Here is an 11,315-nt window from a genome sequence, read left to right on the forward strand (position 1 = left end):
GGATCGGCATAGGGGACAGCCAACTGGCTGCGCCCCTGCCACACCACCCGGCATGCGGGTCCGCACCGGGCGGTTCGGGGAGTTGAGGTTATGAGAGTCGTGGCACGCCCAGCCGATCGAAGTAGGCGAGGGTCAGCACGCTGTTCAGCAGCTGGCCGCTGTTACGCCACCAGCGATGGCTGTTCGCCGCCACTTGTTGCGCCACAGCGGGCAGTGCTCCCAGCGCACGCAGTTCCCGGTAGATGGTCGGCCCACGGCGCCATTGCTTAAGCTGGATGACACGCAACCGATGACGCATCCACTTGTCCAGATCCATCCAGACTCGTGGCGTCTGCGCCAACCGGAAGTACGCCTTCCAGCCCAGCACATAGGGCCGTAATCGTTCCACCACGTCCTTCATGCTGCGCCCGCCGTTACGGCCGGTCAGTTCACGAATGCGGTGTTTGAACGCCAGCAGCGGTTTGGCCGCCACCTTGCGCTTGATGACACCGCCGGGCGCTACCCACAGGCTGTAGCCCAGAAACTTGCGACCGAACACACTGGCCACCGCGCTTTTGCCCTCGTTGACCTTCAACCGCAATCGCCCATACAGACGACGCAGCAGCGCCATCACCCGCTCGCCAGCGCGGCGGCTACGAACATAGACATTCGCGTCGTCGGCATAGCGCGCAAAGCAGTGGCCTCGCCGCTCCAGTTCCTTGTCCACCTCATCGAGCAGCACGTTGGCCAGCAACGGCGAGAGCGGCCCGCCCTGCGGCGTGCCCTGTTCGCGCTGCTGAACCACACCGCCATCCATGATGCCGCTGTTCAGATACGCCCGGATCAGCCGGATCACACCGGCGTCGCCGATACGTTTCTGTAGACGGTCGATCAGGATGTCGTGGTTGACCCGGTCGAAGAATTTCTCCAGGTCAACGTCCACCACGATTCGCCGACCCGACTGCACGTACGACTGCGCGGCCAACACCGCGTCGTGCGCACGCCGTCCGGGCCGGAAACCATAGCTGTGCTCGCTGAAGGTGGGGTCCAGAACCGGTTGCAGCACCTGCAGCAGCGCCTGCTGGATCAGCCGGTCCGTCACCGTCGGGATGCCAAGCTCGCGCTCGCCTCCATCCGGTTTTGGAATCGTCACCCGCCGTACCGGACTGGGCCGGTACGTCCCCTTCAGCAACTGTTCACGGATCGCGGGCCACGCCGTCACCAGATGGCGCGACGTCTGGTCAGTGTCCAGACCATCCACGCCAGCGGCTCCCTTGTTGGCCCGTACCCGTTTGAATGCCTGCTTCAGGTTCTCTCTCGTCAGCGCCGCTTGCAGCAGCGATGACCCTGTGTCCCCGGATTCATGGCGCGGGCAACAGGCTTCGTCGCTCACGGGTACGCCCGCGGCTTCACCGCGTGCTACTCCCGCTCGCCCCGTTTGCACGGGCATCTGACGCATTGCCTGCCGCATCGGCATGACGCTGGACACTCCTTCCCGTTTGGCCCTTCGTCACCAGCTTCGGTCTCATCGACCTGTCCTGTGACTACTACGGCCTCTGCTGACTTCTCGCTCCGGCTCAACGCCGTCGCCCTTTCAGGCATGAGGCGAGATCTCCCCAGGTAAGAACGCACTCCTTCATCGCACAACCGCCGCATCTACGCTACTTCGCCTTGGTCACAAGAGCTTCGCGGTTCATCGCCCGCTCGCCCTGCTCCATAGCGCCTCATATGCGGTTCTTGTTCATCGGCTCGCGATTTACGCTCCACGCTTCCTCCCCACACTCGGTCGCCCTCATGCAGTTGCGCTTCACTTCATTCGCTATGACCAGCTTATGGCGGGACTTGCGCCCGCAGGAGTGCGCCCATGCTGGGCGCACGACGCTAAGGGACCCGGTCTTGATTTTGACGGTGAACGAGTTCACGTCCTTCGTAATGCTCCCGGCCTGTTCCTTTCCCGAAAAGAACTTCGCGATGCTCCGCTCGCGGGCAGCCGCTCTCGAACCCTGACGGGTGGCCTGCGCTACGATCGCGGCAGCATAGCGTCCCTGGAGAATTTCTCCTTTGACAACGTCCGACCACAAGTCCTTTGCCGCAGCCAAACCGGCAGCGCCATGCTTTTTGATAGCCGACACAACTTCTTCTGCAGCGTTGCACCCAAGCAGCCCGGGCTGCAAGTCCAATTGTTCCTTAATGAAATCAGGCAGCTTGTCGAATGCCAAAAACTGATACAGTCCGGTGCGAGACATGCCGAGGGACTCAGCGAGCCGCTTTCGATTCGGAAACTCTGCTTCCGCACGACGCAGCGAAATCGCAATTTCATAGTCGGCTAGGTTGGATCGCCCGATGTTCTCCACCAACGCGAGAACAACCATATCCTCATCGGAGCACTCGACTATGACGGCCTTGATTTGCTCCATGCCCAAGATTTTGTGCGCGCGCAATCGCCGCTCACCAGCAACCAGCTGATAGCCGGACTCAACGCGCCGCACCGCCACCGGCTGAACCAACCCCTTTTCGCGAATAGACTCGGCAAGATCCGAAAGCTCGGCCTCGACAAAAATCCGCCGCGGTTGCCATGGATTCGGCACAACCTCCGCAACGGGAATCGTTGCCTGGCCACCACTCGCTTCCAACTCTTGAATTTTGAGTTGTGCAGCTGCCAAGGCCCCTGCCATCCCAGGCCCTGTCTTCGGCTTCTCAACCACAGGCTTCGCCGCGTCCATCTCATCGTCAGAGATTGAGGACGTCTTCCGGAGGTTGGCGGTTTGGAGAGCCATACGGTCACGAATACTGCTCATTGTGCGAGACTCCATTCGTCGACGTACGTGTTGTCAATCCACCTGCAGTATTCAACCAGCGGTTGGCGTACGCGCTGCACCGTCTTTGAGACCCCGTCGGATTTGCTGAGGTCAAACACTGTCGAGAGAGCGAGCGCTCCGTTGCTCATCACCGAACTCGCCGGAATCTCAGTCGTGGTCAGCCAGTCTTCGTAAGCGCGTTGCGTCCACGAGCGAACGATGGGTGCTGACGACGTCGGGCTTGTATCCACCTTTGACAGAATGACGGAGATGAAATCGTAGACCTTGTCTGACTCCTTCTCCATGAAGTTCGCGGCAATATCCGAGAACAGCCCCCAGAACGATACCGAGCTGATGAAGTCCAGACTCTCCGGCACCAAGGGCATCACCATCGAATCAGCCGCCATCAATGCGTTCAATGTGAGGTAGGAGAGGGAGGGAGCTGTGTCCAGAATGATGTAGTCGTACTTCTTGCGCAGCGGCTCCAGGCCTTTCCGCAGGATTGCCCAAAACTGATAGCTCGGGCGAGTCTTAAGCATCGAGGGGATGAAGAACTCAGCACTGAACAGCGATGGATGCGCGGGAATTACATCCAAGCCGTCCCAATAAGTTTCCTTGATTGCAGATTCCAGACCGCCTTCCATCTCCTCGTTATAGATAAAAGGCAGAACGGTCGAATCCTCGTCGACCTCGTTCTCGGCATAGAGTCCACAGAGTTCGGACAGGGAGGCCTGCGGGTCCAAGTCAACCACGAGCACTTTCCGTCCGCGCAACGACAACCCTTGCGAGATGCACATCGTCGTCGTGGTCTTCGTCGACCCACCCTTGAAGTTGGCAACCAGAAGAATCTTGCCGTCGGCATCGCGACCGGTCACGAGCGGCGACTGATAGATTTCCGACAACTGTTGTACGTAGGTACGCGCCTCGGCCAAAGTGAAAAGGCGGCTACGGCCAGTGCCGTGCGCAACGCCCGGCGGCAACGCGCTTCCTTCCCGCGTCGCTTGGTAGTGAAGCTTGGTTCGGTCCAGGCCGCACAGGTCTGCCACTTCGGCAGTCGTAAAGTTTGGCGGCGCCTTTCGCGGCCTCGGCGTGAGAATCTGCTCGCGCAGCTCCGCCGTCAGCCCGTCCAGTTTTTTCGCAAACTTGGCGATCTTCGCGAGGGGAACCTTGCGTGTAATAGCGGGAAATTCGGCTTTAGACATGGTTTTTACACTTTCACCGGAAATCAGGACGAAGCGTAGAATACTCGAAAACTTTAAAAAAATCGCTTCCAGATAAGCGAGTTTCTTAAATTTTTCACCTAACCCCTTGGAAAACAACACAAAAAGATCGAACGACACAACGGAAGGGCCAGAACTGGCGGCTCGTGCGAAAGCAACTCCAAAGTTTCATGGTGAGAGAAATTGTTGAAAGGCGCTGAAGGAGGGGGTGAAGGTGGGTGAGAAGAATTGTTGAAATCTGCCAATTGAAGCACCTTGCCTCACACTTTCAACAATTTCTCTCACCATTCAATTGCAGGCACGTCGCGTTGGCGCACAACGCGAGGCACCTTTGCCCCAAAGAGTTCCTGCGCAGCCTGCTCGCAAGTCTCCCGGCAGCCCATAACGTAAGCGTTGGACCGGCATTGACCCCAGGGACGACTGCAACGTGCCTACAAAAATGCTCACCATCGTCAACCGGCTATCGACTTATCCACAGATGCCCTGACCGCAAACCTGCCGTGCGGCGAGCCTTGTTACGGTTCATGCCGGTAAACCGAGCAGCACAGCTGCGCCGCATCACAAAAACACTCACTATGCTTCAACAAAATGACTCACCCATTTCGAAACACTTTCGGCTGCGGACCCCGCCAGCTAAGGACTTCCGCAATCTGATGCAACATTCCACAAAAATGCTCACCGTCAATCCCAAGCCACAGAATCACTCACCTAGCGCTGGTAAACTTCTCACGCACGCATTGGATTTCTCCTCACTTTCGGCCCACAAGAGTCCTCACCTCAAGCACAAAATTGCTCACCTACAAGGGACTAACCCATTGTTTTTAGGAATCTTTGTTTTCCCTGTTGTTAGTTCGTTGGTTTTTGCTTTTTAAAAGATTTTGAAAAACATACAACCGTCGCCCCGGGATCCTCCGCCTCTCGAAAACAGGAAGGTGAGCAGATTTGTTGAACGAACATATGCCTAGAGGAAGGTGATCAGAATTGTTGAAGCGTTTCCCGTCATGGTGAGTCTTTTTGTTTTGACATCTCACCTACGCGTGCTACAGTCTGCGCGACCGGCAACTAGGGACAGGGACCTCGATGGCAAACAACATGATGACGCGCGCAACCTCGCGCCAGCTGTCGTTCGAGCTGTTCGAGGAGATGCTCGCCACCGATACGCCAATCACTGAATCAACGAAGGAAATTGGCTATCAACGTAATAACGTTTTTATCGACATTACCGATGTGGGCATTACAGCCAGGCGATTCCTGGATGCGGCGCACTTCATCGTGGCGCAGGAGCCGACCACCCCAAAGGTCTATGACGTCGAGCTGAGCTACTTCCGATGGCTCATGCGTTATGACAGCTACAACTACAAGCACCTGCGAACAGTGGTGTCCGAGGCTCAAAAAGCCTTGATTCAGGTTTCGGCCTCGCCCCCTGGCAGCACGTCCGCGGAGGACGAGAAGTGGGTGTCCGTACAGCTCATCGGTATCGTCGGTATCGACAAAGGGCGCATCACTTTTGCGGTTCCTGAGCCGCTCATTCCGCACATCAAGGACCCGGTGAAGTCGCACTGGTTGAGCTTGAGAATCACCTCTGCTTTCACACTTACCTATGCTCGAGCCATTTACGACCACGTCATCGGTTACGTGGCAGAAGGCATAACCGAGTGGATCGAAGTCGATGTGGTACGTGGTTGGCCTGGGAAGGCTGCGTCGACTGCAACCGAATTCAAGTATTTCAAACGCGACAACCTCGACAAGGCGGTTAAGCAGATAAACGCAGTCTCCGACATCGACCTGAGCTACGAGACTCGTACCGTGAGCCCGAAGTCGAAAAAGATTGACCGGATTCGTTTCAGGCTGACGCGAAAGGAAACCGCTGGAGCCATTCGAGCGAGCCTGCTTGGCGCGCAAGAGATATACACGACGCTGAAGAACGAATTCGGCTTCACAGAAAAGCAGTTCAACACCATCTCGCAAAACCGCGCCGTGTGGTCGGATGAGCGTATTCTCCAGGCAATTGAATACACCCGTGCCAAGGTCGACTCCGGTCAAGTCAAGAAGAGTCCGGGCGCATACCTGCTAAAAGCTATCACTGATGGCTACAAGCTATCGGACGCTGACCGCAAAATGCTAACGGTACAGCAACAGCAGCAGGAGCAGGAGAGGTCGGAGTCTAGCGCGAAGCAACTGGCAACTGCGGCCGTCGCCGCAAGTACCGAGGCGGCAGAGGAGCGCAGCAAAACACAGACCGTCGAGAATGCTGACCTCGGTCGTGAGGCGTATCACAAGGCAGACGGTAAGGCGCAAAAGGACTTCATGCGCGCCTTTATCGCCTCCGCGGCCGGTAAGCTGGCCATCAAGCGGGTGAAGCTCAACCCGGCGACGATTCATGAGTCGGAAGTGCTGGCGCATAAGGATCTATCCTTTGCGCTCTACTCGTTCGTGTTTCTGCGCACCAAAGCGAAGGCCGCCTCTAAGGCATAACGGTACGCGAGCTCTCGGCTTCACACTTTGTAGACCTGCTCAAGCATCTCCCTCTAGCTCGCATTGGCAGTCGTTGCGTTAACTGAGACCGTTTCACCACCATGCTTCTCGTGCGGCCGCTGAAGGTGGCGCGTCGCGGATGGACCACCGCGCTTTGCCTATTCATTTGGAGACGACCGGCTGATTGGTAGCGAGCACATTGATCTGCCATTCGATCTCGCTTCATGACGGGTATTCACCTTCCACAACGATTCGTTCGTATTGCCGAGTTATAGGTCGGGTGCGTGAGAGACCTGATCGAATGGAATTGAAAATAGAATGGCGATTATTCCTGACTGAGATTTCGCATCGCCTGCAAGTGAAATTCCGCATCAGTGTAGTTGGCATCACCAGGGATCGATTCGAAATCTGTTAGAACGCACCGTATTGCGATCGTCGCTATGCGTTACCGAACCCGCGCGTCGTGAAGCAGGAGGCACGACGCGCCCGGGCAGGCGAGAATGCTGCCGACCTGCTTGTTTCAAGCGCGATGGATCACATGCCGCAAATCTTTTGGGTCGTCACCCGCAGGTGAGTGATTTCCGCCTCGCAATCCGCCGACGCGCGACGGGTGTTGACGAGATCGTGCATCACGCGCCCGCTTTCCAGTGCCCGCTTCCCGATTGCCAACTGCATCTATAAAGCATCCCTTCAAGTCGGTGCATGCGAAAGGTGCTCGGTCATGGGAGTGGATCCGGCCCGGCGCGGTCCGCTGCCGGGCGCCAGATACACCCGAGCCCGGCCCGGTCGCATAACAAGGCCCAAGCCGAGTAAGGGATTGCGGCGTCTTCGCTGATCCAGCGGCGCACCTGCCGGCCGCCGTATTCCGACAAGCCGAGATAACGCGCAACCGCGCGTCCCGGCAAGCCGGTGCGACGGATAACCTCCTGAATTTCGGCTCCGGTCGGCTGTTCCCAGCCGTCCTCCGCCGATCGCAGGCAGGCGGCCCGGATTTCAATTTGATAGCTCATCCTTACCTCGAACCGCTTATTTTTCCATGTACTTCGTGACGATCCAGTCCCGACGGCTTACGCCGCGGGGGAAACATGCGCCCCGTGGCGCTTGACGACCCCGGCTTGTGGCCGCCTTGGGCTATACCGCATTGTCCCGCCGCTTACGCGGCGCTCCGGTGCTCTTCCCAATGTTCGACGATGCGATCATGAGGGACACCGAGCGCCTCGATCCGGGCGTGCGCGATACTCCCGTGATTATCCAGCCCCCACGGCTCGCGCCGCGGGGGAAATACGCGCCCTGCGAGCGCTTGACGACTCCGGCTGGTGGTCAGCCTGGGCTATACCGATCGTCCCGCCGCTGACGCTCTCCCCATGTCCGACGATGCGGCCATGGGGGACCCCGTGCGCCTCGATCCGGGCGCGCGGCGCGCGCGATGCTCCCGTGATTATCCAGCCCCCACGGCTCGCGCCGCGGGGGATACACGCGCCCTGCGGGCGCTTGACGACCCGGTTGGTGGTCGGCCTGGGCTATACCGGATCGTCCCGCCGCTGACGCGGCGCGCCGGCGCTCTCCCCATGTCCGACGATGCGGCCATGGGGGACCCGTGCGCCTCGATCCGGGCGCGCGGCGCGCGCGATGCTCCCGTGATTATCCAGCCCCCACGGCTCGCGCCGCGGGGAATACACGCGCCCCGCGGGCGCTTGACGACCCGGTTGATGGTCAGCCTGGGCTATACCGGATCGTCCCGCCGCTGACGCGGCGCGCCGGCGCTCTCCCCATGTCCGACGATGCGGCCATGGGGGACCCCGTGCGCCTCGATCCGGGCGCGCGGCGCGCGCGACACTCCCGTGATTATCCAACCTCCTTGCATGCAGGGGGAGGGGGCGCCAGCGCGCGGCAGTCCGGTTAGCGTCGCGACAGATCGCGAGGCTAACGCGGTGGCGGTTGCTGGTTTCCAAGCGCCGTGCGGACGGCGTCGACCTGTTCGGGCGTGAGCCGCGACACCGCTACAGACGTAGCGCGCTCGTAGATCATCAGGCCGTACACGTCAGCCAGGGGGCGCGCCTTCGCACACAGCGCGCCGCCCTGGCCACGTGATTCCTGTGCGCACCAGTAGTTGATTGCCTGTTCGATTTCAGCAATGGTTAAGACGGCAGTCATGGTTGCCTCACAGGCCCGCGCGATTTCTACGCGGGCGTTGAGTATTACTAAGGATGCCAAAGTTTAATGTAGATTCCCGTCGTGCTCCATGAGCATGGCAACAGGTGCGCAGGGCGGCACGCGCTCGAAACCAGCCAGGGCCACGCGGGCGACGGCGCGCAACTCCTCGCGACGCATCTCGGCCGGATTGCCGTTGTGATCGAGCATGCTGGCAATGCGCCGGAGCGCATCGGCGGATTGTGCCGCCGCGTCAGCCGACAGGGCCATGCGGTACAGTTCGCCGCGAACGATGCCACGGTCTCCGTACTGCCAGACAGCCAGGAGCGGCAGCAGGGCGGACAGCCACGTAGGACGGGTATTGAGCGGATCCATGTGAATTCCCCTTATGGGTGCGCCCCGACCGGGAGGCCGGGGCGGTCCGGTTAGCCGCGCAGGCGGCGCAGTTCGTCAGCCAGCACCCACAAGGCACGATTCAGACGGATGTTTTGATCGATGCCCGCGACCGCTCGGGTCGTGGTCGCCTTGCCCTTCGAGTTCCGACCGTGCAGCCCACCGCGAATCATGTTTTCCTGCACACGGTTGAAGGTGGTCCAGATATCGGAGCCCTGATCCTCGACACGACGCGGCGCGAGAATCTGCCGTTCCGTCACTGGCACAGGCGCGCCCTCGTCGTAGCGCAACGCGAGCGCTGCGCGGGCGAAGGCGACCTGTTCGCCCTCATCGAGCACCGTTGCCGCCATCCCTTCGCGTTGCTCTGCCGTCTCATCAAAGCTTTTCACCACCTTGAATGCGCCTTCGATGACCTCGCCAATCACATCACCCTTGTGCGGGATGCGGATATCGTTCGTCACGTTGCCGCATACGATGCCGTTCTGGCAGGCCCAGCGAATCATTCCGGCGATCATCTGGTAGCTCGATGCGCCATTGTGCGAGTTGACCAGGATAACCTCGTTGGCTTCGCGACCGCCGATCTGGTCGGCGTGGCGCAGGCGGATCATGTGCTTGGTGAAATCGCGCATGTCCTCATTGCGCACACGGGTCTGGCAGACCATGAAAGGCTGAAACCCTTCCTTGCGAAGGGCGTCGAGTACATCGACCGTCGGAATGTAGCTGTAGCGCGCCGAGCGGCTCTCGTGCGCGGTGTGGGCAAGAATGGAAGGTGCGACTTCTGCAATCTGGTCATTTGTCAAAGGATGCTGCGAACGCAGTGCGATGGCATTCCCGCTAAAACGAGTTGCAAGCTTGTTCATTTGATTCCCCAATGAAGGAGCCAACCCGGCCCGGGGGCCGGGGCCGGTCGGTTAGTCGATGGCGCGCAGGATGTTCGCGGCTTCAACGTGCTGCGTGGCGAACTCACGCAACTGGTGGTAACGCTCGATGATCGTGTCATCAAGGGTCTTTTCCGCGAGGTGACAGAGGGCGAAGAGAGTGACGGTAATGCCGAAGGCGTCCGAGCCCATCATGTCGCTGTAGCCGTTCATATGCCAGCGCACATGCACGCGGCCCAAATCGGCCGGAGCCATGTAAAAGCCGTCATTGGAGAGGGAGAAGAAATGCCAGAAACCTCCCTCGTATCTGCTGCACAGACGAGCGGCCCGGTCATACACCATGGATTCCCCTGTGAGGTAGTGACGACCGAGGTAGCGCTGCAGCACGTTCAGGCGCAACTCGTCGGGAACGACAGAAGAAGTAACGCGGTTTTGAACTTCAGTGGTCATCGGATTTCTCCGGTTCGGCCATCGCTTCATTGCGAGGCACACATTTATATTAGGACTAAAAGACCTATAGATCAATGAATGGCTACGGCCTTTTGATTGGATATGTATACTGAAATAGATAATCAATGAGATTTTTCAATTGCCATTATAGGGACTAAAAGCCCTATATAATATGAGTTGTGCCTCGCAATGAAGCGATGGCCGAACCGGAGAAATCTGATGACCGAACCCACCTCGAACGCAGCCGGTGGAATTCAGTACGTTCCATACAACCGCCTTTGCCTGTCACCCCTGAACGTTCGCAAGAAAGCGCCGACCGGCATCGAAGCCCTGGCCGAAACCATTGGCGAAAAAGGCTTGATGCAGAACCTCGTCGTGCATGAAATGAAGGGCCGCACGAAGTTGCCGAAACTTGGCGTCTGTGCTGGCCAGCGCCGCCTGGCAGCACTTGACCTGCTGGTTGAGCAGGGACGAATTACCAAGGAGTACCAGGTGCCGGTGTTGATCGTCAGCGAAGGCGAGGCGGTGGCCGCGTCGCTCATCGAAAACCGCGAACGCGAGGCGATGAGTCTGGCGGACGAGTGTGTGGCGTTCCGGCTGCTGATGGAGGAAGGCAGGAGCGTGGCGCATATCGCGGCCCTGTTCGCGGTGCCGGATGTTGCGGTACGCCGCGCGCTGAAGATCGCCAACCTTTCGCCGTCACTGCTCGACCTGTTGCGCAATGACAGGCTCGACTACGAACAGGCGAAGGTGCTGGCCCTGGCTGATGACCACGCGACGCAGGGGCGCGTATGGGGCGAAGCCGTCAATAGCTGGCAGCGCCGACCGGACGAGTTGCGCAAGGCCATCACGCTCGCGGAAATCGATGCACGCGAAAGCGCCCTGGCGCGGTTTGTTGGCCTGGACGCCTACGAGGCGGCAGGCGGACGTTATCGGTAGAAAGTCGTTATGTGCTGTTTTGTATTTGGCTC

11 protein-coding genes are annotated in these 11,315 nt (G+C 59.2%); 2 read left to right on the top strand and 9 right to left on the bottom strand.

The features are described 5' to 3' along the window. Positions 1 to 88: 88 nt before the first annotated feature. From ltrA to M3I53_RS35240, 3 genes are all read right to left on the bottom strand, one after another. Positions 89 to 1,456, bottom strand: coding sequence for a group II intron reverse transcriptase/maturase (gene ltrA, locus M3I53_RS35230; protein WP_254320394.1), 1,368 nt, complete (start codon positions 1,454 to 1,456; stop codon positions 89 to 91). 247 nt (positions 1,457 to 1,703) lie between these two features. After that, on the bottom strand, positions 1,704 to 2,777 hold the full coding sequence (locus tag M3I53_RS35235) for a ParB/RepB/Spo0J family partition protein (protein WP_254320395.1): 1,074 nt from the start codon (positions 2,775 to 2,777) through the stop codon (positions 1,704 to 1,706). After that, positions 2,774 to 3,979 carry a ParA family protein gene (locus tag M3I53_RS35240; RefSeq protein ID WP_133189279.1) on the bottom strand — a complete coding sequence of 402 codons (1,206 nt, stop codon included), beginning with the start codon at positions 3,977 to 3,979 and terminating at the stop codon, positions 2,774 to 2,776. The genes M3I53_RS35235 and M3I53_RS35240 overlap by 4 nt, the downstream gene beginning before the upstream one ends. Positions 3,980 to 5,077: 1,098 nt before the next feature. On the opposite strand from M3I53_RS35240, the gene M3I53_RS35245 reads away from it, so the two are divergent. Then, positions 5,078 to 6,472, top strand: coding sequence for a replication initiation protein (locus M3I53_RS35245; RefSeq protein WP_254320396.1), 1,395 nt, complete (start codon positions 5,078 to 5,080; stop codon positions 6,470 to 6,472). A gap of 534 nt (positions 6,473 to 7,006) precedes the next feature. Here the strand turns inward: M3I53_RS35245 and M3I53_RS35250 are convergent. The 6 genes from M3I53_RS35250 to M3I53_RS35275 form a co-directional block, all read right to left on the bottom strand. Beyond that, positions 7,007 to 7,147, bottom strand: coding sequence for a hypothetical protein (locus M3I53_RS35250; protein WP_254320397.1), 141 nt, complete (start codon positions 7,145 to 7,147; stop codon positions 7,007 to 7,009). A 44-nt stretch (positions 7,148 to 7,191) separates the two neighbouring features. Continuing rightward, a complete protein-coding gene (locus M3I53_RS35255) occupies positions 7,192 to 7,482 on the bottom strand; it encodes an XRE family transcriptional regulator (protein WP_254320398.1) in 291 nt (96 codons plus the stop codon). A 913-nt stretch (positions 7,483 to 8,395) separates the two neighbouring features. Further along, entirely contained in the window at positions 8,396 to 8,626 is a 231-nt protein-coding gene (locus M3I53_RS35260) for a DUF3717 domain-containing protein (protein ID WP_254320399.1), read from the bottom strand. Positions 8,627 to 8,689: 63 nt separating this feature from the next. Next, the gene (locus M3I53_RS35265; RefSeq protein WP_254320400.1) at positions 8,690 to 8,998 is read right to left on the bottom strand and encodes a hypothetical protein; all 309 of its coding nucleotides are present in this window, start codon (positions 8,996 to 8,998) and stop codon (positions 8,690 to 8,692) included. Positions 8,999 to 9,048: 50 nt separating this feature from the next. After that, positions 9,049 to 9,876, bottom strand: a complete 828-nt coding sequence (locus tag M3I53_RS35270) for a DUF932 domain-containing protein (RefSeq protein ID WP_254320401.1) — start codon at positions 9,874 to 9,876, stop codon at positions 9,049 to 9,051. A gap of 51 nt (positions 9,877 to 9,927) precedes the next feature. Continuing rightward, positions 9,928 to 10,344 carry an antirestriction protein gene (locus M3I53_RS35275; RefSeq protein ID WP_254320402.1) on the bottom strand — a complete coding sequence of 139 codons (417 nt, stop codon included), beginning with the start codon at positions 10,342 to 10,344 and terminating at the stop codon, positions 9,928 to 9,930. 219 nt (positions 10,345 to 10,563) lie between these two features. On the opposite strand from M3I53_RS35275, the gene M3I53_RS35280 reads away from it, so the two are divergent. Further along, entirely contained in the window at positions 10,564 to 11,283 is a 720-nt protein-coding gene (locus M3I53_RS35280; RefSeq protein ID WP_309249569.1) for a ParB/RepB/Spo0J family partition protein, read from the top strand. Positions 11,284 to 11,315: the final 32 nt, after the last annotated feature.

The organism is Paraburkholderia sp. CNPSo 3272, from assembly GCF_024206495.1.
In the GTDB taxonomy this organism is placed as follows: domain Bacteria; phylum Pseudomonadota; class Gammaproteobacteria; order Burkholderiales; family Burkholderiaceae; genus Paraburkholderia.

Excerpts from the sequence above, each read along its gene's own strand:
- M3I53_RS35255 (WP_254320398.1), bottom strand. The coding sequence starts at position 7,482 with ATGAGCTATCAAATTGAAATCCGGGCCGCCTGCCTGCGATCGGCGGAG.
- M3I53_RS35235 (WP_254320395.1), bottom strand. The coding sequence starts at position 2,777 with ATGAGCAGTATTCGTGACCGTATGGCTCTCCAAACCGCCAACCTCCGG.
- M3I53_RS35280 (WP_309249569.1), top strand. The coding sequence starts at position 10,564 with ATGACCGAACCCACCTCGAACGCAGCCGGTGGAATTCAGTACGTTCCA.
- M3I53_RS35270 (WP_254320401.1), bottom strand. The coding sequence starts at position 9,876 with ATGAACAAGCTTGCAACTCGTTTTAGCGGGAATGCCATCGCACTGCGT.
- M3I53_RS35240 (WP_133189279.1), bottom strand. The coding sequence starts at position 3,979 with ATGTCTAAAGCCGAATTTCCCGCTATTACACGCAAGGTTCCCCTCGCG.
- M3I53_RS35250 (WP_254320397.1), bottom strand. The coding sequence starts at position 7,147 with ATGCAGTTGGCAATCGGGAAGCGGGCACTGGAAAGCGGGCGCGTGATG.
- M3I53_RS35260 (WP_254320399.1), bottom strand. The coding sequence starts at position 8,626 with ATGACTGCCGTCTTAACCATTGCTGAAATCGAACAGGCAATCAACTAC.
- M3I53_RS35265 (WP_254320400.1), bottom strand. The coding sequence starts at position 8,998 with ATGGATCCGCTCAATACCCGTCCTACGTGGCTGTCCGCCCTGCTGCCG.
- M3I53_RS35245 (WP_254320396.1), top strand. The coding sequence starts at position 5,078 with ATGGCAAACAACATGATGACGCGCGCAACCTCGCGCCAGCTGTCGTTC.
- M3I53_RS35275 (WP_254320402.1), bottom strand. The coding sequence starts at position 10,344 with ATGACCACTGAAGTTCAAAACCGCGTTACTTCTTCTGTCGTTCCCGAC.
- ltrA (WP_254320394.1), bottom strand. The coding sequence starts at position 1,456 with ATGCCGATGCGGCAGGCAATGCGTCAGATGCCCGTGCAAACGGGGCGA.